This is a genomic window from Streptomyces sp. PTY087I2 (assembly GCF_001687325.1).
Classification (GTDB): Bacteria; Actinomycetota; Actinomycetes; order Streptomycetales; family Streptomycetaceae; genus Streptomyces.
Window position 1 is genome coordinate 11,208 of sequence record NZ_LZRD01000032.1, and the last position, 24,149, is coordinate 35,356.

A 24,149-nucleotide genomic window follows, 5' to 3' on the forward strand; every position below is an offset into this window, starting at 1 on the left:
GGTGAAAGTCGGCACGCCCCCGGGCGGGCCGGTGAAGCTCTCAGGTTGAGATGACAGAGGGGGAGGCCGTTCGGGCACCCGCGCCGTGGTGCCCCTCGCAGGTCGTGACAGACCAGGAGGCCTCCACCATGACCCCCCGTCGCACTCCGCTCTCCCAGCTGGAGCAGGGCATTCCGTTCGAGCAGCGCCACATAGGGCCCGATGCCGAGGCCCAGGCGAAGATGCTCGCCCAGGTCGGCTACGGCTCCCTCGACGAGCTGACCGCCGCCGCGGTGCCCGACGTGATCAAGAGTGCGGAGGCCCTGAACCTTCCCTCGGCGCGCACCGAGGCGGAGGTGCTGGCCGAGCTGCGCTCGCTGGCCGACCGCAACGAGGTGCTGGCCCCGATGATCGGCCTCGGCTACTACGGCACCTTCACGCCGCCCGTCATCCTGCGCAACGTCATGGAGAACCCCGCGTGGTACACGGCCTACACGCCGTACCAGCCGGAGATCTCCCAGGGCCGCCTCGAAGCCCTCCTGAACTTCCAGACGATGGTCGCCGAGCTGACCGGGCTGCCCACCTCCGGCGCCTCCCTGCTCGACGAGGGCACCGCGGCCGCCGAGGCGATGGCCCTCGCCCGGCGCGTCGGCAAGGTCAAGAAGGGCGTCTTCCTGGTCGACGCCGACACCCTGCCCCAGACCGTCGCCGTCATCGAAACCCGCGCCGAGCCCACCGGCGTCGAGGTCGTCGTCGCCGACCTGAGCGAGGGCATCCCCGCCGAGATCGCCGAGCGCGGTGTCTTCGGCGTCCTGCTCCAGTACCCGGGCGCCTCCGGTGCCGTGCGTGCCATCGAGCCCGTCATCGAGCAGGCCCACGAGCTGGGCGCGATCGTCACCGTCGCCGCCGACCTGCTGGCCCTCACGCTGCTCACCTCGCCCGGCGCGCTCGGCGCCGACATCGCGGTCGGCACCACCCAGCGCTTCGGCGTCCCGATGGGCTTCGGCGGCCCGCACGCCGGCTTCATGGCGGTCCGCGAGAAGTTCGCCCGCTCCCTGCCCGGCCGCCTCGTCGGCGTCTCCGTCGACGCCGACGGCGACAAGGCCTACCGCCTGGCCCTCCAGACCCGCGAGCAGCACATCCGCCGCGAGAAGGCCACCAGCAACATCTGCACCGCGCAGGTCCTGCTCGCCGTGATGGCCGGGATGTACGCGGTCTACCACGGCCCCGAGGGGCTGCGGACGATCGCCCGGCGCACCCACCGCTACGCCGCGATCCTCGCCGACGGCCTGCGCACCGCCGGAGCCGACGTCGTGCACGGCGCGTTCTTCGACACCCTGACCGTCCGGGTCCCCGGCAAGGCCGCCGGCATCGTCGCCGACGCCCGCGAGCGCGGGGTCAACCTCCGCCTCGTCGACGCCGACCACGTCTCCATCGCCTGCGACGAGACCACCACCCGCTCCCAGATCTCCGCCGTCTGGGCGGCCTTCGGCGCCGAGGGCGACATCGAGGCGCTGGACGCCACGGTCGCCGACGCGCTGCCGGAGGCGCTGCTGCGCTCCGACGACATCCTGACCCACCCGGTCTTCCACCAGCACCGCTCCGAGACCGCGATGCTGCGCTACCTGCGCAAGCTCGCCGACCGCGACTACGCGCTGGACCGCGGCATGATCCCGCTCGGCTCCTGCACCATGAAGCTGAACGCGACCGCCGAGATGGAGTCCATCACCTGGCCCGAGTTCGGCGCGCTGCACCCCTTCGCCCCGGCCGAGCAGGCGCAGGGCTTCCTCACCCTCATCCGTGAGCTGGAGGAGCGCCTGGCGGAGGTCACCGGCTACGACGCCGTCTCCATCCAGCCCAACGCCGGCTCCCAGGGCGAGTTCGCGGGTCTGCTGGCCGTCCGGGCGTACCACCGGGCCAACGGCGACGACCAGCGCACCGTCTGTCTCATCCCGTCCTCCGCGCACGGCACCAACGCCGCCAGCGCCGTCATGGCGGGCATGAAGGTCGTCGTGGTGAAGACCGCCGACGACGGCGAGGTCGACATCGCGGACCTGCGTGCCAAGATCGAGCTGCACCGCGACGAGCTGGCCGTCCTCATGATCACCTACCCGTCCACGCACGGGGTGTTCGAGGAGCACGTCGCCGACATCTGCGGCGAGGTGCACGACGCGGGCGGCCAGGTGTACGTCGACGGCGCCAACCTCAACGCGCTGGTGGGGCTCGCCAAGCCCGGCAAGTTCGGCGGCGACGTCTCGCACCTGAACCTGCACAAGACCTTCTGCATCCCGCACGGCGGCGGCGGCCCCGGCGTCGGCCCGGTCGGCGTCCGCGCCCACCTCGCCCCGTACCTCCCCAACCACCCGCTCCAGCCCGGCGCGGGCCCGGAGACCGGTGTGGGCCCGATCTCGGCCGCCCCGTGGGGCTCCGCGGGCATTCTGCCGATCTCGTGGGCGTACGTCCGTCTGATGGGCGGCGAGGGCCTCAAGCGGGCCACGCAGGTCGCCGTGCTGGCCGCGAACTACATCGCCAAGCGCCTGGAGCCGCACTTCCCGATCCTGTACAACGGCCCGGCCGGACTGGTCGCGCACGAGTGCATCGTGGACCTGCGCCCGATCTCCAAGGCGACCGGCGTCTCCATCGACGACGTCGCCAAGCGCCTGATCGACTACGGCTTCCACTCGCCGACCATGTCGTTCCCGGTGGCCGGCACGCTGATGATCGAGCCGACGGAGAGCGAGGACCTCGCGGAGCTCGACCGGTTCTGCGACACCATGATCGCGATCCGCGCCGAGATCGAGAAGGTCGCCTCGGGGGAGTGGAGCAAGGACGACAACCCGCTGGCCAACGCCCCGCACACCGCCGCCGCGCTCGGCGGTGACTGGGAGCACGGCTACAGCCGCGAGGAGGCCGTCTTCCCGGTCGGGGTGTCCGCCGCCGACAAGTACTGGCCGCCGGTGCGCCGCATCGACGGGGCCTTCGGCGACCGGAACCTCGTCTGCTCCTGCCCGCCGCTGGACGAGTACGACAACTGAAATCAGCCTGTCGTAGGGCGTGCGCCGTGAGCGGCGCGCGCCGGACATGCGTCGGGGCCGGTGCGGAGATCTCTCCGGGCCGGCCCCTTTTTTTCGTAAGACCTCTTCCGTACGGCTTTTTCGTACGGCTTCTTTCGTACGGCCGCTCTCAGGCGGCCTTCACCACGCGGCCGGCTGCCAGCGGCCGGTGCGGGGCGATGATCTGCCCGTCGGGCAGCAGTTCGCCGGTGTCCTCGAAGAGCAGGACGCCGTTGCACAGGAGGCTCCATCCCTGTTCGGGGTGGTGGGCCGTCAGACGGGCGGCCTCCCGGTCGGGCGAATCAGCGGTGGGGCAGGGTGGCTGGTGCTGGCACATGGATGGGTTCTTTCGCTGCGTCGAGTCGAGTGTCCTGCGGCTGGATGGTTCGTTCATGGCCGCCCCCGTATCAGTCGGTCCGGTCCCAGTGTTGCCCTACGGGGAAGGATCCGCAGGGATTTCGCTACAGCACCCGTACTCCTCCCATGACGCATCACCCGCGCGGACGGTTCACCGCAACTGCACTGTCCCTTTGGGTGGTTCGGGGTGGCCGGATGGGGCTAGTCCGAATGGGCAGCACAGCGCCCCCGCGGTGACCCCTTCCGTCGCCCGGCGTGCGGAGGGCGGATCGGGGTCGCCACGGGGGCGCTGTGGCCGGACCGGGCCGGCGTCGGTCAGGCCGAGCTGAGGAGCGGCCCCGGGGCCACCCGCAGCGAGATGACGGGCAGCAGATCGGCGACCCGGTGCGGGCGGTGGGCGGCGATGCCCGGCGGGGCCGGCGCCAGGGGCACCAGCACGTCCGTGGGCGCGAGCACCCCGCCGGAGGGATCGGCCTCGGTGTCGCCGTGCAGCCACAGGGTGAGCATGTACAGCTCCGGGATGGACAGCAGCCGCGCCTGGCACCCGGTGGCCGAGGCCTCCGCCTGCCGGACGGCCAGCTCGGTCGAGGCGAGGTAGGGGCCCTCGAAGAAGTGCGAGAACGTCCAGCCGTCGGGGGTGAGCACGGTGTCCGCCGCGGCGACCGCGCGGCCCTCGCTCCGGATCAGGAAACGCCAGGCCGCCAGGCGGGTAAGCGGCGCCGCCCCGGTGGGGGCGATCCGGTCCAGCACATGCACGGGAAGCGGGAGTTCGGGGCTCAGCGGTCCCTGGACGGACCGGAGAGCGGAGGTTCGGGCTTCGCGGACGGCGGTGGGAGAACCGAGGGCCGCGAGAACGCTGCGCAGGGCGGGCGCGGGAGCCGAGGGAACATGCAGCGGCATAGTGGGTCGCCTCTCACTTCGGAGACACGGTGGAGCTTGGGCGGGTGCAGACGGCGCTGTCGGCGTGCGGGCCAGAGGAGGCCGGTGACGGGCGAGTCGTATCAACTCTCTGCCTCGTTGAGCGGAGTTTATATGACGCGTGTTCACACAGTGTTTCCGCTAGCAGTCGGGGATATGCCACGCAAGGCGTCATCCGGCCTTCGAATCGCGGTATTCCTGCGCATTTGATCGGCTGCGGTCGGCGCCGACCTGGCAACCTTCCGGTTGCACGGACGGCCGAAACTCGTCGGTGTTTTCACCACGCATGATCCAGCCGAAAATGCCCCGTGCCGCATGCCGTGGGAATGTGCCCCCGGTCTCCTGCAACCAGACTATCGGGTATCGGAGGCCCGTGGGGGCGTTACGGATCACTCTCGCTGGGCATTATCGATCGTGATGCGAGCGGCCTGGGCCGCGGGCCGCCCACTGGAGGAGGGACCCCTCGATGGGGGAGAAGGTCGTGGCGGGAGCCGTTGACCTGTCCGATCGACAGGCGTACCGGACGAAGCTCAACCGGTGCCTGGAGGGGCTGGGGAGGCTGCTGGAGGAGCGGAGGTTCGACCGTCCGCGGAACCTGATGGGGCTGGAGATAGAGCTGAATCTCGCGGGTTCCGACGGGATGCCCCGGATGATGAATCAGCAAGTGCTCCAGCGCATCGCGAGCCGGGATTTCCAGACCGAACTGGGGATGTTCAATCTCGAAGTGAATATCCTCCCGCACCGCCTCGGCGGCCGGGTATTCGATCAGCTCTCGGAGGAGTTGCGGACCGGCCTCGCCTATGCGCACCGGAAGGCGGGGGAGGTGGACGCGGGGATCGTGATGATCGGAATCCTGCCCACCCTCGGTGAGCACGACGTGGTGTCCGCGAATCTCTCGGACGTGGACCGCTACACCCTGCTCAACGACCAAATGGCGGCCGCCCGGGGGGAGGATTTCGCCCTGGATATCGAAGGCGTCGAGCGATTGGTCTGCACCTCGCCCTCGATCGCCCCGGAATCGGCCTGCACCTCGGTCCAGCTGCATCTCCAGGTGACGCCGGCCCGGTTCGCCGACGTCTGGAACGCCGCGCAGGCGATCACCGGTGTCCAGATCGCGCTGGGCGCCAACGCCCCGTTCCTGTTCGGGAAGGAGCTGTGGCGCGAGTCCCGGCCGCCCCTGTTCCAGCAGGCCACCGACGTACGGCCGCCGGAGCTGGCGAACCAGGGCGTGCGCCCCAGGACCTGGTTCGGGGAGCGCTGGATCGGCTCCGCGCACGAGCTGTTCGAGGAGAACCTGCGGTACTTCCCGCCGCTGCTGCCGATCTGCGACGACGAGGACCCCCTGGAGGTGCTGGACGGGGGCGGGGTGCCCGAGCTGGGCGAGCTGGTGCTGCACAACGGCACCGTCTACCGCTGGAACCGCCCGGTGTACGGGATCGCCGACGGCATTCCCCATCTGCGGGTGGAGAACCGCGTCCTGCCCGCCGGGCCGACGGTCACCGACGTGATCGCCAACGCCGCGTTCTACTACGGGCTCGTGCGGGCGCTCGCCGAGGAGTCCCGGCCGGTGTGGAGCCGGCTGCCGTTCGAGGCCGCCGAGGAGAATTTCACCGAGGCCTGCCGGCACGGCATCGAGGCCGAGATGCTCTGGCCCCGGTCGGGCCGCTCCGGCGGACTGGCCAGGATCCCCGCCGTACAGCTGGTCCTGGAGGAGCTGCTGCCGCTGGCCGCCGCGGGACTGGACGCCTGGCACATCGAGCCCGCGGACCGGGACCACTACCTCGGCGTGATCGAGGAGCGGTGCAGGCGGCGCGTCAACGGGGCCTCCTGGCAGGTCGCCACGTACCGCCGGGCCCTGGACGCCGGGCTCGGTCGGGACGCGGCCCTCGCGGCCACCACGCGGCGCTACGCCGAGCTGATGCACGCGGGGGAGCCGGTGCACACCTGGCCGGTGGGGTTCCCGGCGCCCTGAGGGGCGGCAGGGGCGGTGACGGGTCCGTGGCCTGTGGGCCCGTCACTCCTAGCGGCGCGGTGGGGCTTGTGGGTCCGTTGCTCTTGGGCGGGCGGGGCGGCTTGTGGGCCCGTGGCGCCTGGGCGGCGCGGTGCGGTGGGTCGGGTCCGGTGCTCTGGTCAGGCCTCCGGGCCAGTCGCTCCGGTGTGGGCTGCGGGCTGCGGGCTCGTCTCTCCGGTGCGCCACGGCCGGTCCGGGGCCTCACTCCTGGGTGGCATGGCCGGTCCGGATGCCTCACTCCTGGGCGGCGCGGCCGTTCTGGCCCGCTGCCATGATGGCCTGGAGGATCACCGCCTGGATCTCCGCCGGGTCGCTCACCTCGTAGCCGTCGCCGCCGGTGATCCGGGCGATCTCGGCGACCTCCTCGCGGTCCGCGTCCGGGCCCACCGCGATGGCGATGACCGGGACGGGGCGCTCCGGGTCGACGAGCTTCTTCAGCTCCGTGATGAGCCCGCTGCGCGAGATGCCGTTCGTGTCCTGGTTGGAGCCGTCGGTGAGGATCACCAGGGCGTTGAACTTCCCCTTCACATACGTCGACCGGGCCTCCTTGTACGAGGCCAGCGTCGTGTCGTACAGCCCCGTCGCACCGCCGGGCACCGGCTGAAGCCCCGTGAACGCGGCCGTGAGCTTCTCCCGGTGCGTCCCGCCGCCCGGGGCCCGGTCGCCGAGCCGCTTCGTCTCCATGAGCCGCCGGTAGTCCTTCTCGCCGTCCAGCGTGGTGGCGAACTCCCACAGCCCGATCTCGTCGTTGGGCGTGAACTGGTCCAGCGCCTGGATCAGCGACTCCTTGGTGACGTCCATCCGGGACTGGTTCCGCCCCGGCACGAGCGTAGCCATCGAGCCGGAGGCGTCGACCACCGTGGTCAGCCGCGCGCTCTGCACGGTGATCGTCCACATGCCCAGCGTCTCCTGGAGCTCCTTGGCCGAGGGCGCTTCGGCCGCCGGTTCCGCGTACGGCTGGGGCTTCCTGCCGCCGGCCGCCGCGACGAGGGAGTCCTCCGCGCTGCCGTCACCGGCCCGGAACCCGTGCTCGGCGAACGTGGCCCGGGCCTCCCGGTCGCCCAGCAGGTTCATGAAGCGCAGGGCCGCGCGGGACTCCGCGGTGCTCAGCCGTGGCTCGTTCACCAGCGTGTACGGGTAGTCCAGCAGCGGAGTGCCGTCTTCCGGGTAGAAGAGGTCGAGCTTGCCTGCGCCGGTCGCCTCCGCGTTGTGCGCGAAGGCCGCCTGCTCGGAGATCAGGACCGCCTGGTTGCGCTTCGGGTTGCCCTCCTCGGCCCCGGACGTGCTCCGCGCCAGGGTCTCCAGCACCTGTGCGTCGCCGTCCGACATCCGCTCGGCGAGCACCTTCGCGGTCTGGGCGACCCGGGTGTCGCTGTCCCCGCCCTGCCGTGCCGACGAGGCGCCGATGCCGGCGAGCGCCAGCAGCCCGGTGGCGCTGCGCGCCGGGTCGGCGGCGCCGAGGCGTACCCGGTCCGAGCCGAGCGTCGCGGCCACCAACTCGGCCCAGGTGTATGTCTTCCGGGGCCAGCCCAGGGCCCGCGAGGCGGACGGCACCATGGCCAGGGCCACGGGGGAGGAGGCCACCGAGTCGGACGGCGAGACGGGGGTGCCGTCGCCGAGCCCCTTCGCCCGCTCCAGCCACAGGTCCGAGTCGGGCAGCCAGACCTGGAAGCCGGGATCGGTGTCCCCTGCCGCGAGGACCTCGGCGACCTTGTGGGAATCGCGGGCCAGCACCTCCACGGCGAGGCAGTGGCCGTCCGCCTTCACCTCGTCCGCGGCGGCCCGCTCGGCTATGGAACGTACGGCGGGGGCGATGTCCGGGGACGCGGCCACGGACAGATGCACCGCGGAGTCCTCGCAGGACTCGGAGAACGACAACAGGCCGCCCTTGACCGCGACAGCCGTTCCCGTCGCCACGGCGAGGACGAGCAGGGTGGCGATGGCGACCGTACGACGCCGGCGCCGGGTGCTCGGGTGGCCCCGGCGTCCTTCCGCCGCGTGGCTGTCGGGCAAGCTATGACGTCCCATGTCGGTGGTACCCCTCCTTGAGGATCAAACAAGGAAAAGGGGGACCCGACCATCAGCGATGGTGGTCGTCCCCCGGCCTGTCGCGCATGATCTTCGTACCTGTATTCGAGACCCTAGCGGGACGGTCGGTGGGATGAGACGCGATTGCAGAACAAAAGGCAGGTGTGCAGGTGGAGGCCGGGCGCGTGGCTGATTCTTATCCCCAAGAGGCCGTGTCACGAAGGATCTTGCGGTCCGAGGTGGTGCTGGTCCTGGCGCTCTCCCTGGGCGCCAGCGCACTGTCGTCCCTCATCAGTTTTGTCGGATCCCTGACGAAACCGGGAGGATTGAAGGACCAGGCGGCGACGCTCAACGGCTCGTACGCTCCGGGCCGTCCATGGCTTGATCTGGCGTGGCAAATGTTCGGGATCGCAACGGCTCTGGTGCCGGTCGCGCTGGTCGCGCATCTGCTGATCCGGGAGGGGGCGGGCCTGCGGGCCATCGGCTTCGACCGGACCAGGCCCTGGTTCGACCTCGGCCGGGGAACCCTGGTCGCGGCCGGTATCGGCAGCGCCGGTCTCGCCTTCTACCTTGTGGCCCGCGCCAGCGGGTTCAACCTGACGGTCGTTCCCGAGTCCCTGCCCGACGTCTGGTGGAAGTTCCCCGTACTGATCCTCTCGGCGATCCAGAACTCCGTGGTGGAGGAGGTCATCGTCGTCGGGTATCTGCTGCGCAGGCTCGGCCAGTTGGGCTGGACACCGATGGCCGCCCTGGTGGCCAGCTCCGTACTGCGCGGGTCCTACCACCTGTATCAGGGGATCGGCGGCTTCATCGGCAACGTGGTGATGGGCGTCGTCTTCGTGCTGCTCTACCGGCGCTGGGGCCGGGTGGGCCCGCTGGTCGTCGCGCACGCGCTCCTGGACATCGGGGCGTTCGTCGGATACGCGCTGCTCGCGGGCCGGGTGGACTGGCTGCCGACGCCTTAGGGGCCTGTTCCGCGGGGCAGAAGGTTCCGCGGTTCAGATGGTTCCCGGGCTCAGAAGGCGGTGAGCAGTTCGCCGTCGATCACGGTGACCGCGGCGCCGGTCAGCAGGGTGCGGTCACCGCGCAGCGCGGTACGGACCAGCCCCGAGCGGGCGGACGCCTGGAGGCCGGTGAGGTCGTCGCGGCCGAGGCGGGCCGACCAGAAGGGGGCCAGCGCGGTGTGGGCGCTGCCGGTGACCGGGTCCTCGTCGATGCCGACGCCCGGGAAGAAGCCGCGCGAGACGTAGTCGTACCCCCGGGAGGGGTCCTCGGCCGCGGCGGTGGCGATGACGCCGCGCCGGGAGTGGGCCGTCAGGGCGGCGAAGTCCGGGGCGAGCGCCCGTACGGCCGCCTCGTCGCGGAGCTCGACGAGCAGGTCACCGATGTGCTCGCCGGTGTCGTGCACCGAGACGGGGTCGGCCCCGAGGGCGTCGGCGAGCCCGTACGGCACCGGCTCCTCGGACAGCGGGGCGGTGGGGAAGTCGAGGGTGAGGGAGCCGTCCGGGTGGGCGGTCGCGCTCAGGATCCCGCAGCGCGCGGTGAAGCGCACCGGGCCGGTGGCCAGGCCCGTGGTGTGCAGGACGTGGGCGGTGGCGAGCGTCGCGTGCCCGCACATGTCGACCTCGGCGACCGGCGTGAACCAGCGCAGCGCCCAGTCGGCCGCGCCGCCCGGGGGCAGCGGGTGGGCGAAGGCCGTCTCGGAGAGGTTGACCTCGGCGGCGATCTCCTGAAGGCGCTCGGCGGCCGGGAACGCGCCGCCCTCCAGCAGGAGCACACCGGCGGGGTTGCCGGAGAAGGGGCGGTCGGTGAACGCGTCGACGATGCGAATCCTCATGCGCCGACCGTAGAACGCCGGAACGGGGACCGGCCAAGGCCAATTCGGGGTGTCTGGCTCCTGCCTGCCTGCCTGCCTGTCTGCCTGCCCGTCCATGTCGCTCCCTGTGCTTCTTGCGGCCGGAGCGGCCGCGTCCGCCGGGTTCGCCGCTCACCGATGAATCCTCGGACCCGGAGGAGTCACCAGGAGGAGAACGTACGCGTCGAGTAGGGAACGTACGCGTCCAGTAGGGCGTACGTGTCCCGTACGGAAGAGAGCGGCATGCGCACTTTCGCGATCACCCAGAACATCACCGTCGACGGCTCGGTCGAAATGATCACGGACTGGTTCGACCCGCAGGGCCAGGCGGGCGCGGACATGAGCGACGTCCTGGAGGAGAGCCACCGGCAGGACGACCGTGCCGACGCGCTGCTTCTAGGGCGGCGGACGTTCGAGGACTTCCGCGGCTACTGGCCGCTTCAGACCGATGACGCCACGGGTATCACTGCCTACCTCGACCGGGTGGCCAAGTACGTCGTCTCCTCCACCCTCACCGACCCCGGCTGGCAGAACTCGACGGTCCTGAGGGGCGACCCCGTCGAGGAGGTCCGCCGGCTGAAGGAGGAGAGCGGCAAGGACATCGTGCTCACCGGCAGCATCACTCTGGCGCACGCTCTGATCACGGCCGGTCTGGTCGACGAGTACCGCCTCTTCGTCTATCCGGCCGTCCAGGGCCGCGGCCGCCGGCTCTTCCCGGAGAAGTACGAGGTCCCGCGCCTGCGACTCCTGGAGTCGAGGGCCTTTCGCAGCGGGATCACTTTGCAGCGGTACGCCCCGGCCTGAGGGCGACCGGCGTACTGCCCGGCCGGGTGTCCAGCGACCAGGTGTGCGTACAGCCGGGGCACTGGAGGTGCAGGACCGGGCCGTCGTTGGCGATCAGGTAGCGCCAGTGCTCGCCGCAGGTACGGCGGTCCGCGCAGGTCGCGCAGTGGCGGGCGTCGTCGCAGGCCGGGCAGGTCACCCAGGCGCGGCGGGCGATGTCCGCCTGCGGATCAATGGGCAGCCGCACGGCCGGGATCCTCGTCCGGCAGAACACCGGCGGCCACGAGCCGGTCGTAGGTGCGCTGCTGCTCGGCGTCCAGGCCCGAGTAGAGCAGGGCGTAGGCCTCGTTCTCGCTGCGGAGGGCGGCCACCGGATCCCAGTCGGGCCCCAGCGCGGCGACGACCTCGGCCCGCCGCCGGGCTTCCTCGAAGGTCAGGTCGATGGTGAAGGGGGTGAGCTCGGCTGTCCCGTCCTGGCTCAGGGGTGTGTTCATGGCTGTGCTTCCGGTGCGGGGGTGCGGGGGTGCGGGGGTGCGGGCAATCCTCACCATCTGTACCAGGCCTCCGCCGCGGCAGGGAAGGGTGACCTAAGTCGCCTGGCGGTGGTTCGGACGCGCCTTCCCAGGGCGGTGTCCGACGGACTGGCGGGGGCGCGCCGGGGGTTGTCCGTACGGGGGCGCCGACGGCGGTCCGGGCCGGGCGCGGTCCTGTGGCACACGTCATAGGCGTCGCGTCCGCCGGTCCGGCCCTGCCCGTGCCGGACCGGCGACGAGGCCGCGTCAGGCGACGGCGGTGCCCTCCAGCTCGACCATCAGCCCGGGGACCGCCAGCCGTGCCACCCCGAGCATGGTGCTGGCCGGTGCCACCCCGGCCGCGCCCAGCCGTCCCGCCAGCGTGCCGTAGTGCTGGAGGAGCAGATCGACGTCGGTCGTGCAGACGTTGAGCCGGACGAGGTTCGCGAGAGACATACCGGCCTCGCTCAGGACGGCCTCCAGATTGTCGACGCTCAGCGCCAACTGGGCCGCCATGTCACCGTCGTGCCGGGGCTTGCCGTCGTCGCCCGTCGCGGTCTGCCCCGCGATGTACAGGGTCCGGGACTGCCCGGAGACGAGTTCGCCCTGGTTGAAGCCCAGGTCGACGGACCAGGTCACCGGGTTGACGGCCGTTCGTTCCACTGCCACTTCAGCTCCGTTCGTTCGACCGAGAAGGTACGAGGGGAGCCTTCCAACCAATGACGACACCCTTGGTCAGGTATTTGGCTAGGGTTCCCGCATGCGCGCCGACCGACTGGTCTCGCTGGTCCTGCTGTTGCGGCAGCGCGGCCGGCTGACCGCCGACACCCTGGCCCGCGAGCTGGAGGTGTCCACCCGCACGGTGCTGCGTGACATCGAGGCGCTGTCCTCGGCCGGTGTCCCGGTCTACGCCGAACGCGGCCGGCACGGCGGGTTCGCGCTGCTGCCCGGCTTCCGGACCGAGCTCACCGGGCTGAACCACGACGAGGCCCTCGCCCTGCTGGCCGCCGGATCGGGGCGTGGGGAGCAGGTGTTCGGGCTCGGGTCGGCGCTCGCCTCGGCCATGCGGAAGGTGGTCGACGCGCTGCCCGAGAGCCATCAGACCGCCGCGGGCGACGCGGCCCAGCGGTTCCTCGTCGACCCGGAGACCGATCTGCTCTCCCGCCGCACGGTCACCGACGAGGTGCCCGACGCCACCATGATGGCGGTCCGCCGCTCCGTGCTCGCCGGGCACAAGCTGCGTATCCACTACGCGGCCACGGGCCGGGCACCGCAGTGGCGCACGGTGGACCCGATCGGCCTGGTGACCGTACGGGACCGGGGCTATCTGCTGGCCACGCGATCCGGCGAGGACCGCACCTACCGGCTGTCGCGCGTGCTGGCGGCCGAGGAACTGCCCGAGGCGGCGGAGCGGCCGGACCGCGTCGACCTGGACCGGATCTGGCGGGAACGTTCCGCGCGGTTCCTCTCCGACGACCACATCACCGCGCTGGTGCGAGTGAGCCCGCTGCGACGGGAGGAGCTGCTGGGCACCGTGCGGGCCGTCCGCGCGGAGGGACTCGAAGCGGACGGCTGGTCGCGGCTGGAGGTCACTTTCCAGGACGCCCGGCATGCCGAATGGGCGCTGTGGCAGCTCGGTACGGACGCGGAAGCCCTGGCACCGCAGTCCTTGCGCAGCGCCCTGCGCGACCGGGCGGCCACGATCGTGGCCCGCTACGGGGACGCGCCCTGAGGGAGGCGGCACTCACCGGCGTCCCCCGCGGGCCCGGTCTGCCCGGTCACAGTCCGGGGATCCCGTTTCGCCGCAGGTGCAGTTCGGAGCGGACGAGTTCGAGGAGACGGCCGGTCCAGTTGCGGCCGCGGCCGGCGTTGTCGCCCCAGAAGGCCGACTCCATGTCGTCGTAGATCAGAGTGGCGTCGTCCGTCGCCAGCAGGATCTCGGCCAGCTCGGGATGCTGGTCGTACTTGGCGCGGAGCAGGCCGGTCATGACGGCGGCGCGGCTGTGCTCCCAGCCCTCGCGGCGGGGTGCCGCGGCCGCGAGCTTTCGTGCCGCGGCAGCGGTGTCCGCCGCGGTGATCGCGCTGCTGATCTCCGGCTGCGCGACCGACAGAGCCCAGTAGGCGTGGGCGACGGAGGGGTGGAGGACTTCCCCGACGGTGATGGGGGCGGGGTAGTCGTTGCGCAGTCCGCGGTGGCCGGGATCGGCCACCGGCTTGTTCGGATACGACTCGTAGAGCTGGATCGCGGGGGCGTGCGGAACTGCCGGCCCGTCCGCCGGGACGCGCTTGTCGTGCTCCCGCCTCCAGTGGGCGCGCTCCTCGAAGTACGCGAGGGCCCTGTCGTAACTCTCCTGCGAGACCGGGGGGTCGTTCGGCAGGTAGGTCCGGCCGCCGGGCCCGGCCACCAGCACGCGCAGCGGCCAGTCCTTGCTGTCCATGTCGCCCAGCGCGTAGCGGCGCCGCGAGGCCGGGACGGCGAGGAAGGCGGCCTCCGCCGCGGCTCGGTTCTCCTCGGTCCGGTCCGCGAGGAAGACGTCGACGGCGGCCAGGCAGCGGCCGGTCGAGTCGGGCCGGTCGTTCAACTGGTCGATGGTGTCGCGGACTTCGGCGATGACCAGTTCCGGGGTGAGCCGACTCCGCGGCTCGCCGAACTTCCAGGTCGCCAGATGGTGCGCGGATGCCTCGGCGCCGTCCGGGAGGGTGGTGGCCACCCAGCCGGTCCGCAGCTTCTCCTCGAACTCCTCGATCGTGACCAGGCCCCAGCAGTCGATGAGTCCGTCGGCGTAGATGAAGAGGTCGGTGAGGAAGTACCTGCCGTTGCGGATGAAGGCGTGCCGCCAGGTTCCGGGTATGCGGACGCCGTCCGCGATGCGATAGGTGATCCGTCTGCCGATCATCCCGCGATTGTGCCGCAGGGGCCGCCGGGCGGGCCTTGATTTTCTCCTGCGATCCTGGGCCGGGCCTGATCGTCTGGCTTCCCCCGGCTCGAGGCCCTTTGGCCTGACGCGTCGCCGAGGCCGGCCCTCGGCTGCTTCCATGGTCGAGCACTCTCCCCCGGGTAGCTTCAAGGTGGGAGGCGATGTGGCTCTCTTCAGACGCCGTGAGAACGACGGTCCGGATTGGGTCACGGATCTGCCAGGGGCGAGCCGAACAGAGCGGAAGTTCTATCAGGCACTCATCCGTCAGTACCTGAGGACGCTGAAGGCCGCGCACGTGTCACGGTGCGCAGCTCGTGCAGCCCGGAACCCGGGAGGGAGTGGCGACCCTGGCTCGGCTTTACGATGCCGACGCGAAGGGGGCGGTACGTGACACTCCCGGGGCAGACCTGCTGAGCCCCGGTGAGCGGCGCAACCGTGCTGCGCCTGGACAGGGCAGTCGGGTACTCACGAGCCGACATCGCCAGCAAAGTTCGGATTCAGCTGGGGACGGCCTCGGGCCCGGTCTTCTCGGATATGAGTACGTCTCAGCCGCGCTCCAAGCCTCGCCGTAGCTGGGGATCCCTGGGCCGGCCATTCGTATCGGGCCCCGCATTTCGGGCCGCCTTCGGAAGGCGGCCCGAAATGCGGGGTGACTCGGCCTCAGGAGAGGCCGGCGTCGCGCTTCAGTCCAGGGTGACTCGATAGACAGCGGACTCCCTCCGCTGAAAACCCGCCCGCTCGTACAAGCGGTTCGCGGCCTCGCGCGAAGGGCGTGATGTGAGGTCGACGGTTCGCGCCCCTGCGTCCGCTGCCAGTACAAGGGCTTTGTCGATCAAGACCTTGCCGACCCCGTGACCACGGGCGGCGGTGTCGACCACTACGTCCTCGATGTGGGCCCGCAGGCCGGACGGCAAGGGCGACATCACCAGCGTCAACATCCCGACGATCACGCCCTCGACACGGGCCGCCAGCAGCGTGTTGGTACTGGCACCCGTCAATCTCCCCACTGCTTCATGGTCCAGGGGCTTGGCCTTGGACGACAACTGCGGAAGCAGGCGAGCGAACGCCTCCACCAATTCGTCCGTCGCCTCGTGAACGACCTCAGTCTCGACACTCATGCTCTGGAACTTATCGGCTGAGGCATCGGCTCAGACGGTGAGGCGGCTGGGCACGGCGTCCGCGCGCCCGTAGGTGAGTACCTGGGCAAGGACTTCGCGGAACTGGGCGACGTCTTCGCGTGGTGCCTCGATGACGGCCTCGATCTCGCTGTCATCCAATCGCAGGTCCTTCAGGGCGGCAGGGTCCAGTGAGACATGGAGGACGTTGCCCGTCAGAACGGCTTCACGCACACAGCCGTACGCGGTCCCCTGGCCGGCTGTGACCAGGCAGTGCGTGTCCATCCCGAGGGCTGTCTCCTGGTCGTCGGGCTCGTCCTCACCCGCCATGAACATCAGGACGAAGCCGCTGCCGTCCTCTCGCTCGGCAAGGGCTGCCTCGGTGAAGTAGCCGTCGGGGTCGATCTCGGTTCTGGCGGCGCGGGCGGTGAATCGGTACGTCATGGCGGCGTTCTATCAGCGCAGGGCGGCCTTGCCATCCGATAGTTTCCGATATATCGTTGACGCATCGCGACAGATCAACGATGGAAGGAGCGTAGCGATGCGTTCACATGGGCATGGATACGAGCACGGGCCGGGGCACTACGGGCCCGGTCATCGCGGTCGGGGTGAGGGGGACGGCCGGCGGGCCGCCTTCGGGCCGTTCGGGCCGCCGTTCGGTGGTGGTCCCTTCGGAGGGCCGCGCGGCCGTGCCGCTGGAGGTCGGGGGCGGGCGCGGCGCGGTGATGTGCGGGCCTCGATCCTGGCTCTGCTGAAGGACCGCCCGATGCACGGGTACGAGATGATCCAGGAGATCGGCGAGCGCAGCGGCGGGGCCTGGCGGCCCAGCCCGGGTTCCGTCTATCCGACGCTTCAGCTGCTGGAAGATGAAGGGCTGATCGTCAGTGCCAGCGAGGGCGGCAAGAAGCTGTTCACGCTCACCGAATCCGGGCGGAGCGAGGCCGAGACCGGTCCCGAGGCTCCCTGGGAGGAGGCCGGGCGTGGTGTCGACTGGGAAAGCATGAACGAGATCCGGCAGGCCGGGTTCGGTCTGATGGAGGCGTTCGGGCAGGTCTGGAAGACCGGCTCCGCCGATCAGCGGGAGAAGGCGCTGACCGTGATCAACGACGCTCGCAAGAAGCTCTACCTGATCCTTGCCGACGAGCATTGAGCCGTGCGCGGCAGGTGGTACGGCAGGGTGGATGGTGCGTGTCGGGCCCCGCGGGATGGAATCCGCGGGGTCCTTCGCGTGTGGATTTCGTCTACCCGTCTGGCCTGGTCACCTCGTGACCAAGCTGCCCAGCTTGCGCAGTGACTCCTGGAGCGCCGCCGTCGCCGAGTCCGTGAGTTTGCCGCCCATCAGCGAGACCGCCGCGCCGGTGAACTCCCCGTCGATGCGCACCGTCGTGCCGTCGCCCTCCGGGGTCAGGGCGTACCGCATGACCAGGTTGACGCCCATCGGGCCCTTCCCCCGGGTTGCCAGCAGGCGGCCCCGCTCCAGGGCGTCGATCGTCCAGGTCACCTCGGCCGGGAAGCCCATGAGCTTCATGTTCTCCTCGTAGGTGGCCCCGAGTTTCAGCTCGGCCGGGCCGCCCCCGGGGAAGCCGGTGTGGGTGGCGTTCCACTCTCCGTACGACGAGAAGTCCGTCAGGAGGTCCCAGATCTTCTCGGCGGGTGCCTCGATGCGTGCCTCGGCGCTGACTTCGGCCATGCGACCACCCCTGGTTCGTCCGGTATCGGTGTCGCGGAACGTAGTGGGGGCCTCGCCAACATTCAATACTGATGAACCGTCAGATCTGCTGCGGCTGTCGGTGCCGCCAGATCACCGCCGCGTCGAAGCGGTCCGACGCGCGGGGGTGGGGGCCGTCGTCGTGGCAGTGGAAGGCTGTCCAGAAGAGGTCGGCGGGCACGGCGTCGTCGGGTGCGTACACGCGGTAGACGTATTGCAGTCCGTCCTGGGCCAGCAGGGCGACCATCCAGAACACCCGTTCCTCCCCTCCCGTCCCTGCTGTGTGCCTTGCGGCGTGAAGGACGTATGCGCGGGGGTCCGCGGTTGCCACGGGGGCGCACGATGCAAGGCGGCGCGCGCCCCGGAGGTCCGATGGTTGTGCCCTCCGGCACGATCTCATCCGCAAGGATGACGGATCGCTCTGCCGTCCCCAACTTCGGTGGGATGCCCAATGGGTCGCTCCGGCGATGCCTTCCGGCTCCCGGACTGATGGGGTAGAGGGGTGCAAAACCGGACGCCGCGGATCCCTGAGCAGCCCGCACCGAACCACCCCGAACTCGATGCCCGTTTCACCGACGAACTGGCAGCGGTGCTGACCGGTGCGCGCAGGCGTGCGCTGCGGGACGGGGACCGCCAGATCGACACCGCCCATCTTCTGCACTCGCTGATCGAGACGGATCCCGAGGTCCGCGAGGCCTTCGACGGCGGGCCGCAGCTGGCCAGGGTGCTCGGCTATCTCGTCCAGCGCAGCATCGGTTACGGGCTCCGCTGGCAGGGCTCCGTGGAGGATTCCGGGGCCGTTCCCGTGGTGCGCGACCCGGCCGCCGACGGCTGGTCGCCCTCGGCGCTGGCCGCGATGGACGACGCGCTGTACCGCGCGGCCTCGCGCGGCGACGACCGGGCCGCCGGCCTCGACCTGCTCGCCGCGCTGGCCGCCGACGCCGAGTCGCGCGCGGTGGAAGTGCTCGCCCGCGGGGGAGTGGACGCGCGGTGGCTCGCCGACCGTGTGGCCGTGCTCGCGGCCGAGGAGTCGCGGCGCGGCTGAGGCGCCGTGGTGCTCGCCCCCGAGGCCGTCGTCTCGACAGGTGTCATGAGGGTGACGGTCCTGTCGACTGCTGCCATGATGTGCCGATGCACGCGTCTTCGAGGTTTCAGGGCCGAAGCGCCGGGCTGGGGCTCGCCCTGCTCTCGGCCTTTGCGTTCGGCGGTTCGGGAGTGGCGGCCAAGCCGCTGATCGAGGCGGGGCTCGACCCGCTCCACGTGGTCTGGCTGCGCGTCGCGGGCGCCGCCGTCATCATGCTGCCGGTCGCCTGGCGCCACCGGAATCTCGTACGGGAACATCCCGCCCTGCTCGCCGGGTTCGGCCTCTTCGCGGTGGCCGGGGTCCAGGCGTTCTACTTCGCCTCGATCTCCCGCATCCCCGTCGGGGTGGCGCTCCTGGTCGAATATCTCGCGCCCGCGCTGGTCCTCGGCTGGGTCCGCTTCGTGCAGCGCAGGCCCGTCACTCGGGCCGCCGCCGTCGGCGTGGTGCTGGCCGTCGGCGGACTCGCGTGCGTCGTCGAGGTCTGGGCCGGGCTCAGCTTCGACCTCCTCGGGCTGCTGCTCGCCCTCGGCGCCGCCTGTTGCCAGGTGGGGTACTTCGTCCTCTCCGACCACGGCGGGCAGGACGGCCGGTCCGGCCGCGACGGCGAGCAGGCCGAACCCCCGCACCCCGTCGGCGTCATCGCGTACGGACTGATCGTCGGCGCCGCCGTCCTCACCGTCGTCGCCCGCCCCTGGGGCATGGACTGGGCGCTGCTCGGCGGCAGCGCGGGCATGAACGGCAACGAGGTCCCCGCCTGGCTGCTGCTCGGCTGGATCGTGCTGCTCGCCACCGTGCTCGCGTACGTCACCGGGGTCGTCTCGGTCCGGATGCTCTCGCCGCAGGTGGCCGGGGTCGTCGCCTGCCTCGAAGCGGTCATCGCGACCGGGCTGGCCTGGGTGCTCCTCGGCGAGCACCTCTCCGCGCCGCAGCTCATCGGCGGATGCGTCGTGCTGGCCGGTGCGTTCATCGCCCAGTCCGCCGCACCGAAGCCGCCCTCCGGTCCGGTCGCCGCCGGGGCCGGCACCGGGGCGGTGGCCGAGCCGGCCGAGGGCGAGTTGTCCCACGGGCGGGCCCCGCATTAGTGTGCCGACCATGCATCTGACTGTGCTGCCGCCGCCTGCTGCGTAGGGCCTTTCGTTTGGATCAGGTCGGATCAGGGAGCGGGCCCCGGTGCGTGCAGCTGCAAGGCGGAGGATTGAGGCAACGCGGAGCGTTGGTGATTGACGACAACGCCGCAGGTGCGCGTGCCGGGGCCCGCGAGCCCGACATGATCCAAACGAGAGGCCCTGGCGCACGCGGCCACTCCTGACGAAGACCGGGCTCGGGCAGTCCCCGAGCGGTTCGTCGCTGCCCGCGTGCGGAGCCGAGCGACCGTCACCACGCCTTCGTCTTCCGTCGGAGAAGTCATATGTCCTTCCCTGCCGTATCCGCGCTGCCCGTCGGGCGGAGCCTGCTGTATCTCGTCGTCGCCGGAGTCGCTTGGGGCACGGCCGGCGCGGCCGCGTCCCTGATCTTCCGGGTCAGCGACCTCGGCCCCCTCGCCCTGTCCTTCTGGCGCTGCGCGGGCGGTCTCGTCCTGCTCGCCGGGGCGCTCGCCCTCCGTCCCCGCCGTACGCCCCGGGAGCCCGAACCCCGGCGTCGCCGGCTGCTCCGCATCCTCGGCACCGGCATCGGACTCACCGTGTTCCAGAGCGCGTACTTCGCCGCGGTCGAGGTCACCGGCCTCGCCGTCGGCACCGTCGTGACGCTCGGCGCCGGGCCCGTCCTGATCGCCGTCGGGGCGCGCCTGCTGCTGGGTGAACGCCTCGGCAGGGGCGGCCTGGCCGCCGTGACCGGGGCGCTGACCGGGCTCGCGGTGCTGGTCCTGGGCGGCGAGGGCGGTGACGTCGTACCCGCCGGGGTGCTGCTCGCGCTGCTGTCCGCCTCCGGGTACGCGGCGATCACCCTGCTCACCCGGTGGCTCGGGCGGGACGGCGGTGGCGGCGACGCGCTGACCACCAGCGCCTGGGCGTTCGGCATCGGTGCGGTGGGGCTGCTGCCCATGGCCCTGGCCGAGGGGCTGGTGCCGCACACCGCCGAGACCGGGCAGGTGCTGTGGCTGCTCGTCTATGTGGCGGCGGTGCCCACCGCCCTCGCGTACGCGCTGTACTTCGCCGGGGCCGCCGTCGTCCGGGCGGCCACCGTCTCCGTGATCATGCTCCTGGAGCCGGTGAGCGCGGCCGTCATCGCGGTGACCGTCCTGCGGGAGCGGCTCACGGCGGCCACGGTCCTCGGCACGCTGCTCCTGCTGACCGCCGTGGCCGGACTGGCCCTCGCGGAGGCGCGCGGCGCGGCGGTCGCTCGCCGGGATGCGCCCGTGGCGGTGTGACGGTCCCTGCCGGCCCCTGATGAGGGGCGCTGTCGGACCCTGATGACGTCGGCGGAGGCCTCGCACCCCTGTGGTGGCCGGCCTCCGCCTCCGTCAGAGCGCCGACAGGTAGTCCGGTACGCCGATCGTCGGGTCCAAGTCGTCCGCCGGGACCGGCGGAGCGTAGCCCCGGGTGAGCGGCACGATGCCGGTCCAGTGCGGGAGGGCGCCGTCCTCGGGCTCGTCGTTGGGGCCGCCCGTGCGGACCTTCGCGGACACCTCGTCCAGGTCCAGCCGGATCACCGCGGTCGCGGCCAGCTCCTTGCCGTTGGCGGGCCGCGAGTCCTGGGAACGGCCGGGCACCACCTGGTCCACGATCGCGTCGAGCGCGAGCCGCAGCTCCTCGGGGTCGGTCACCGTCACGGCCCTGCCGTGCACCACCACCGAGCGGTAGTTCATCGAGTGGTGGAAGGCCGACCGGGCCAGCACCAGGGCGTCGACATGGGTGACCGTCAGGCAGACCGGCAGCCCCGGATCCGCGCCCTTCGCCGCCCGCAGCGGTCGCGAGCCCGTCGAGCCGTGGACGTACAGCCGCTCGCCTATCCGGCCGAAGAGCGTCGGCAGGACGACCGGGGCGCCGTCGCGTACGAAGCCCAGATGGCAGAGGTAGGCCTCGTCGAGGATCGAGTGGACCAGCTCCCGGTCGTAGGAGGCGCGGTCCTTGGCCCGGGTGGGGATCGTGCGGTCGGTGGGCAGGTAGGGGGCGGCGACGCCCTGTCCCGCGCTGTCGGGCGTTGCGGTGTGCTGCATTTGCTGAACTCCATTGCACTAGTGCATAATATTGTTTGTGCTAGGAGAGTATCGGATCAGTGGGCGGCGCGCATCGGAGATTGCCGCCAGCATCGAGCGCGGGGTCGGCTCCGGAGACCTTCCGCCGGGCCATGTGCTGCCTCCCATGCGGGAGTTGGCCGCGAGCCTGGAGGTCAACCCCAACACCGTGGCGGCCGCCTACCGGACGCTGCGCGAGCGCGGGGTGATCGAGACGGCGGGCCGACGGGGGAGCCGGGTGCGGGCCGCCCCGGCCAGTACCTCGCGCGGCTCCCTGCGGATCGAGGCGCCGCCGGGCGTCCGGGACCTCGGCGAGGGCAACCCCGATCCGGAGCTGCTGCCCGACCTCGGACCGGCGCTCGCCGCGGCTGCCGCTGCGGACGCGGAGTGCCACGGTCTGTACGGGCAGCCCCCGGTGGTCCCGGAGTTCGCCGCGTACGCCCGCGCCGCGCTGGACGCCGACGGGGTTCCCGCCGGGCCGGTCGCCGTGACCTCCGGTGCCCTGGACGCGATCGAGCGGGTCCTCGCGGCGCACCTCAGGCCGGGCGACACGGTGGCCGTGGAGGACCCCGGCTGGGGCAGTGTGCTCGACCTCGTACCGGCGCTCGGGCTCCGTGCCGTACCGGTCGGCGTGGACGACTCCGGTCCGCTGGCCGCGGATGTGGAGCGGGCGCTGCGGGCCGGGGCGCGGGCCCTCGTCGTCACCTGCCGGGCGCAGAACCCGACCGGTGCGTCGGTGGACGCCCGGCGCGCCCGGGAACTCCGCGCGGTTCTCGCCCGCCACCCGGACGTCCTGCTGATCGAGGACGACCACGGGCACGCCATCGTCGACCTGCCGCTGCATCCGCTGGCCGGGGCGACGGTCCACTGGGCGTTCATCCGCTCGGCTGCCAAGGCGTACGGGCCGGATCTGCGGGTCGCCACGCTCACCGGGGACGCCGTCACGGTCGACCGGGTGGAGGGGCGGCAGCGGCTCGGGCCCGGCTGGGTCAGCCGGCTGCTCCAGCGCGCCGTGCTCCATCTGTGGACCTCGGGCGCCGTCGACACCCGTACCGTCGCGCGGTCCTACGGTGATCGCCGCGACGCGCTCATCCGGGCGCTGGCGGAGCGGGGTGTCAGCGCCCGTGGCCGGAGCGGGATGAACGTGTGGGTGCCCGTGAGCGACGAGACCGGGGCGGTCGCCCGGCTGCTCCACGCGGGCTGGGCGGCGGCCCCGGGCGCTCGCTTCCGGCTGGACACGCCCCAGGCGGTCCGGCTCACCGTCTCCCCGCTGACCGCGGCGGACATCGGTCCCCTGGCGGACGCGGTGGCCGCCGCCGCAGGGCCTGCGCGGCCGGTCAGTTACGGCTGAGGCGGGCGGTGTCCGCGTCCGGCGGCTCGATGGGACGCGAGGTCAACGGTCGTGCCGATGCCGATGCCGATGCCGGTGCCGGTGCCGATGCCGGTGCCGATGCCGGTGCCGATGCCGATTCCGAGGTCGGGGTCGGTACCGGTGCCGATTCCCGGGCCGAGGTCGGCGTGGCAGGTCGGCTGCCTTCCGGGGCCCGAGCCGGGGCGGCGGGCCTGCCGCCCTCCGGGGCGGGGGTCGACTCCGAGGCCGAGGCCCGGGCCAGGGCCGCGGCCCGCCGGGGCCGGCTCTGTGTGAGGGCCGCCCCGACCAGGACCACCAGCGCCCCGACCGGCGTGTTCCAGCTCAGCTGTTCGCCGAGCAGTGCGACGCCCGCCGCCGTCGCGATCACCGGGATGAAGTACGTGACCATCTGCGCCGTCGTCGGGCCGACCTCCTGGACCAGGCCGTACTGGAGCAGCACCGCCAGGCCTGTGCCCAGCGCCCCCAGGGCGAGAACCGAGAGCGTGGGCAGAAGCGGGAAGGAGGTGGGGGCGGAGGTGAACAGCGGTGTCACCACAGCCAGTTGCACCGTGGCGAGGCAGAGCTGGCTGCCCGTCAGCGCCAGCGTCGACGATCCGGTCCCGGCCAGCGTGCGGCGGACGTAGATCCAGCCGACCGGATAGCAGAACGAGGCGAGCAGCGCCATGCCCGTGCCCGGCAGATCCAGGCCGGAGAAGCCCTGCCAGGCGCCCAGCACCGTGAGGACGCCCAGGAAGCCGAGGCCCAGGCCGGCCACCCGGCGGTGGGTCGGGCGGTCCTCCGACAGGGCGACCACCGAGAGCGCCATGCCCCACAGCGGTGACGTCGCGTTGCAGATCCCGGCCAGTGTCGAGGGGATCGTCAGCTCCGCGTAGGAGAAGAGCGAGAACGGCAGCGCGTTGAGGAGCAGCGCCGCGACCGTCAGGTGTCCCCAGGTGCGGGCCCCACGCGGCAGCCGTTCCCGGCGCATCGCCATGGCTGCCACCAGCACCGCCGTACCGGCCAGCAGGCGGCCGAACGTGACCTGGAACGGGGCGTACCCCTCGGTCCCGACCTTGATCAGCAGAAAGCTGAACCCCCAGATCAGCGAGAGCCCCGCGAACCGGATCCGCCAGTCGAGAGCCGGTCGCCGGGCGGCCGGGGCCGGGGTCGACGGCACCGGGGGAGTGGGAGGGAGAGGGGGTGCGGCTGATGCCGGGGCCGTGGCCCTCGGCTCGCAGGGAGCGCTCATGAGGTCCAGCCTGACGAAGACGACGTCGTAGAACAAGCGAATGTTTCTGCGGT

24 protein-coding genes are annotated in these 24,149 nt (G+C 71.6%); 10 read left to right on the forward strand and 14 right to left on the reverse strand.

Translation table 11 applies throughout. The features are described from left to right. The first annotated feature begins 128 nt into the window (after positions 1-128). The gene (gcvP, locus tag A3Q37_RS29515; protein WP_065489101.1) at positions 129-3,014 is read left to right on the forward strand and encodes an aminomethyl-transferring glycine dehydrogenase; all 2,886 of its coding nucleotides are present in this window, start codon (positions 129-131) and stop codon (positions 3,012-3,014) included. Between the two features lie 148 nt (positions 3,015-3,162). Here the strand turns inward: gcvP and A3Q37_RS29520 are convergent, their stop codons facing one another. Then, on the reverse strand, positions 3,163-3,369 hold the full coding sequence (locus tag A3Q37_RS29520) for a DUF5999 family protein (protein ID WP_007452228.1): 207 nt from the start codon (positions 3,367-3,369) through the stop codon (positions 3,163-3,165). A gap of 335 nt (positions 3,370-3,704) precedes the next feature. Further along, complete coding sequence (locus A3Q37_RS29525) at positions 3,705-4,289, reverse strand: hypothetical protein (protein WP_006123068.1); 585 nt, start codon at positions 4,287-4,289, stop codon at positions 3,705-3,707. A 484-nt stretch (positions 4,290-4,773) separates the two neighbouring features. Here A3Q37_RS29525 and A3Q37_RS29530 point away from each other — a divergent pair, with 484 nt between their 5' ends. Continuing rightward, positions 4,774-6,279, forward strand: coding sequence for a glutamate--cysteine ligase (locus A3Q37_RS29530; protein ID WP_065489103.1), 1,506 nt, complete (start codon positions 4,774-4,776; stop codon positions 6,277-6,279). A gap of 273 nt (positions 6,280-6,552) precedes the next feature. Here the strand turns inward: A3Q37_RS29530 and A3Q37_RS29535 are convergent, their stop codons facing one another. Continuing rightward, a complete protein-coding gene (locus A3Q37_RS29535) occupies positions 6,553-8,346 on the reverse strand; it encodes a substrate-binding and VWA domain-containing protein (RefSeq protein WP_255311980.1) in 1,794 nt (597 codons plus the stop codon). Between the two features lie 185 nt (positions 8,347-8,531). On the opposite strand from A3Q37_RS29535, the gene A3Q37_RS29540 reads away from it, so the two are divergent. Continuing rightward, complete coding sequence (locus A3Q37_RS29540; protein ID WP_065489228.1) at positions 8,532-9,311, forward strand: CPBP family intramembrane glutamic endopeptidase; 780 nt, start codon at positions 8,532-8,534, stop codon at positions 9,309-9,311. 50 nt (positions 9,312-9,361) lie between these two features. Here the strand turns inward: A3Q37_RS29540 and A3Q37_RS29545 are convergent, their stop codons facing one another. Continuing rightward, entirely contained in the window at positions 9,362-10,183 is an 822-nt protein-coding gene (locus A3Q37_RS29545) for a PhzF family phenazine biosynthesis protein (RefSeq protein ID WP_065489109.1), read from the reverse strand. Positions 10,184-10,444: 261 nt separating this feature from the next. Between A3Q37_RS29545 and A3Q37_RS29550 the strand changes: the two genes are divergently transcribed. Next, positions 10,445-11,005 carry a dihydrofolate reductase family protein gene (locus tag A3Q37_RS29550; RefSeq protein ID WP_065489112.1) on the forward strand — a complete coding sequence of 187 codons (561 nt, stop codon included), beginning with the start codon at positions 10,445-10,447 and terminating at the stop codon, positions 11,003-11,005. On the opposite strand, the gene A3Q37_RS29555 is transcribed toward A3Q37_RS29550, so the two are convergent. The 3 genes from A3Q37_RS29555 to A3Q37_RS29565 all read right to left on the reverse strand — a co-directional run bounded on the left by A3Q37_RS29555 (position 10,977) and on the right by A3Q37_RS29565 (position 12,159). After that, on the reverse strand, positions 10,977-11,231 hold the full coding sequence (locus tag A3Q37_RS29555; protein WP_065489114.1) for a hypothetical protein: 255 nt from the start codon (positions 11,229-11,231) through the stop codon (positions 10,977-10,979). The genes A3Q37_RS29550 and A3Q37_RS29555 overlap by 29 nt on opposite strands. Beyond that, the gene (locus A3Q37_RS29560; protein ID WP_107471611.1) at positions 11,215-11,478 is read right to left on the reverse strand and encodes a DUF6400 family protein; all 264 of its coding nucleotides are present in this window, start codon (positions 11,476-11,478) and stop codon (positions 11,215-11,217) included. The genes A3Q37_RS29555 and A3Q37_RS29560 overlap by 17 nt, the downstream gene beginning before the upstream one ends. A 285-nt stretch (positions 11,479-11,763) precedes the next feature. Beyond that, entirely contained in the window at positions 11,764-12,159 is a 396-nt protein-coding gene (locus A3Q37_RS29565; RefSeq protein ID WP_065489115.1) for a RidA family protein, read from the reverse strand. A 97-nt stretch (positions 12,160-12,256) separates the two neighbouring features. Between A3Q37_RS29565 and A3Q37_RS29570 the strand changes: the two genes are divergently transcribed. After that, positions 12,257-13,228, forward strand: coding sequence for a YafY family protein (locus A3Q37_RS29570; RefSeq protein ID WP_065489117.1), 972 nt, complete (start codon positions 12,257-12,259; stop codon positions 13,226-13,228). Between the two features lie 46 nt (positions 13,229-13,274). On the opposite strand, the gene A3Q37_RS29575 is transcribed toward A3Q37_RS29570, so the two are convergent. The 3 genes from A3Q37_RS29575 to A3Q37_RS29585 form a co-directional block, all read right to left on the reverse strand. Further along, complete coding sequence (locus A3Q37_RS29575) at positions 13,275-14,393, reverse strand: NADAR family protein (protein WP_065489122.1); 1,119 nt, start codon at positions 14,391-14,393, stop codon at positions 13,275-13,277. A gap of 704 nt (positions 14,394-15,097) precedes the next feature. Then, positions 15,098-15,532, reverse strand: coding sequence for a GNAT family N-acetyltransferase (locus A3Q37_RS29580; protein WP_065489125.1), 435 nt, complete (start codon positions 15,530-15,532; stop codon positions 15,098-15,100). Between the two features lie 30 nt (positions 15,533-15,562). Next, a complete protein-coding gene (locus A3Q37_RS29585; RefSeq protein ID WP_065489128.1) occupies positions 15,563-15,973 on the reverse strand; it encodes an Imm10 family immunity protein in 411 nt (136 codons plus the stop codon). Between the two features lie 97 nt (positions 15,974-16,070). Between A3Q37_RS29585 and A3Q37_RS29590 the strand changes: the two genes are divergently transcribed. Then, complete coding sequence (locus tag A3Q37_RS29590; protein ID WP_079138040.1) at positions 16,071-16,679, forward strand: PadR family transcriptional regulator; 609 nt, start codon at positions 16,071-16,073, stop codon at positions 16,677-16,679. A gap of 108 nt (positions 16,680-16,787) precedes the next feature. Here the strand turns inward: A3Q37_RS29590 and A3Q37_RS29595 are convergent, their stop codons facing one another. Next, the gene (locus tag A3Q37_RS29595; protein ID WP_065489132.1) at positions 16,788-17,219 is read right to left on the reverse strand and encodes an SRPBCC family protein; all 432 of its coding nucleotides are present in this window, start codon (positions 17,217-17,219) and stop codon (positions 16,788-16,790) included. 79 nt (positions 17,220-17,298) lie between these two features. Continuing rightward, positions 17,299-17,493 carry a hypothetical protein gene (locus A3Q37_RS29600; RefSeq protein WP_065489134.1) on the reverse strand — a complete coding sequence of 65 codons (195 nt, stop codon included), beginning with the start codon at positions 17,491-17,493 and terminating at the stop codon, positions 17,299-17,301. 246 nt (positions 17,494-17,739) lie between these two features. On the opposite strand from A3Q37_RS29600, the gene A3Q37_RS29605 reads away from it, so the two are divergent. From A3Q37_RS29605 to A3Q37_RS29615, 3 genes are all read left to right on the forward strand, one after another. Beyond that, positions 17,740-18,282: a Clp protease N-terminal domain-containing protein gene (locus tag A3Q37_RS29605; protein WP_176711533.1), complete on the forward strand. Its 543-nt coding sequence runs from the start codon at positions 17,740-17,742 to the stop codon at positions 18,280-18,282. Between the two features lie 86 nt (positions 18,283-18,368). Next, a complete protein-coding gene (locus A3Q37_RS29610; RefSeq protein ID WP_065489137.1) occupies positions 18,369-19,403 on the forward strand; it encodes a DMT family transporter in 1,035 nt (344 codons plus the stop codon). Positions 19,404-19,729: 326 nt separating this feature from the next. After that, entirely contained in the window at positions 19,730-20,689 is a 960-nt protein-coding gene (locus A3Q37_RS29615) for a DMT family transporter (protein ID WP_065489141.1), read from the forward strand. Positions 20,690-20,782: 93 nt separating this feature from the next. Here A3Q37_RS29615 and A3Q37_RS29620 read toward each other — a convergent pair whose 3' ends face one another. Then, positions 20,783-21,478 (reverse strand): pyridoxamine 5'-phosphate oxidase family protein, encoded by a 696-nt coding sequence (locus A3Q37_RS29620; protein ID WP_065489143.1) that lies wholly within the window; start codon positions 21,476-21,478, stop codon positions 20,783-20,785. A 37-nt stretch (positions 21,479-21,515) separates the two neighbouring features. On the opposite strand from A3Q37_RS29620, the gene A3Q37_RS29625 reads away from it, so the two are divergent. After that, positions 21,516-22,847: an aminotransferase class I/II-fold pyridoxal phosphate-dependent enzyme gene (locus A3Q37_RS29625; RefSeq protein ID WP_079138041.1), complete on the forward strand. Its 1,332-nt coding sequence runs from the start codon at positions 21,516-21,518 to the stop codon at positions 22,845-22,847. Here the strand turns inward: A3Q37_RS29625 and A3Q37_RS29630 are convergent. Then, entirely contained in the window at positions 22,834-24,096 is a 1,263-nt protein-coding gene (locus A3Q37_RS29630) for a DMT family transporter (protein ID WP_255311981.1), read from the reverse strand. The genes A3Q37_RS29625 and A3Q37_RS29630 overlap by 14 nt on opposite strands. Positions 24,097-24,149: the final 53 nt, after the last annotated feature.

What these genes read in the sequence shown, in the direction of transcription:
- A3Q37_RS29545 (WP_065489109.1), bottom strand. Translation starts at nt 10,183, where the DNA reads ATGAGGATTCGCATCGTCGACGCGTTCACCGACCGCCCCTTCTCCGGC.
- A3Q37_RS29520 (WP_007452228.1), bottom strand. Translation starts at nt 3,369, where the DNA reads ATGTGCCAGCACCAGCCACCCTGCCCCACCGCTGATTCGCCCGACCGG.
- A3Q37_RS29530 (WP_065489103.1), top strand. Translation starts at nt 4,774, where the DNA reads ATGGGGGAGAAGGTCGTGGCGGGAGCCGTTGACCTGTCCGATCGACAG.
- A3Q37_RS29570 (WP_065489117.1), top strand. Translation starts at nt 12,257, where the DNA reads ATGCGCGCCGACCGACTGGTCTCGCTGGTCCTGCTGTTGCGGCAGCGC.
- A3Q37_RS29610 (WP_065489137.1), top strand. Translation starts at nt 18,369, where the DNA reads ATGCACGCGTCTTCGAGGTTTCAGGGCCGAAGCGCCGGGCTGGGGCTC.
- A3Q37_RS29535 (WP_255311980.1), bottom strand. Translation starts at nt 8,346, where the DNA reads ATGGGACGTCATAGCTTGCCCGACAGCCACGCGGCGGAAGGACGCCGG.
- A3Q37_RS29630 (WP_255311981.1), bottom strand. Translation starts at nt 24,096, where the DNA reads ATGAGCGCTCCCTGCGAGCCGAGGGCCACGGCCCCGGCATCAGCCGCA.
- gcvP (WP_065489101.1), top strand. Translation starts at nt 129, where the DNA reads ATGACCCCCCGTCGCACTCCGCTCTCCCAGCTGGAGCAGGGCATTCCG.
- A3Q37_RS29590 (WP_079138040.1), top strand. Translation starts at nt 16,071, where the DNA reads ATGCGTTCACATGGGCATGGATACGAGCACGGGCCGGGGCACTACGGG.
- A3Q37_RS29560 (WP_107471611.1), bottom strand. Translation starts at nt 11,478, where the DNA reads ATGAACACACCCCTGAGCCAGGACGGGACAGCCGAGCTCACCCCCTTC.
- A3Q37_RS29595 (WP_065489132.1), bottom strand. Translation starts at nt 17,219, where the DNA reads ATGGCCGAAGTCAGCGCCGAGGCACGCATCGAGGCACCCGCCGAGAAG.
- A3Q37_RS29525 (WP_006123068.1), bottom strand. Translation starts at nt 4,289, where the DNA reads ATGCCGCTGCATGTTCCCTCGGCTCCCGCGCCCGCCCTGCGCAGCGTT.
- A3Q37_RS29575 (WP_065489122.1), bottom strand. Translation starts at nt 14,393, where the DNA reads ATGATCGGCAGACGGATCACCTATCGCATCGCGGACGGCGTCCGCATA.
- A3Q37_RS29615 (WP_065489141.1), top strand. Translation starts at nt 19,730, where the DNA reads ATGTCCTTCCCTGCCGTATCCGCGCTGCCCGTCGGGCGGAGCCTGCTG.
- A3Q37_RS29580 (WP_065489125.1), bottom strand. Translation starts at nt 15,532, where the DNA reads ATGAGTGTCGAGACTGAGGTCGTTCACGAGGCGACGGACGAATTGGTG.
- A3Q37_RS29550 (WP_065489112.1), top strand. Translation starts at nt 10,445, where the DNA reads ATGCGCACTTTCGCGATCACCCAGAACATCACCGTCGACGGCTCGGTC.
- A3Q37_RS29585 (WP_065489128.1), bottom strand. Translation starts at nt 15,973, where the DNA reads ATGACGTACCGATTCACCGCCCGCGCCGCCAGAACCGAGATCGACCCC.
- A3Q37_RS29620 (WP_065489143.1), bottom strand. Translation starts at nt 21,478, where the DNA reads ATGCAGCACACCGCAACGCCCGACAGCGCGGGACAGGGCGTCGCCGCC.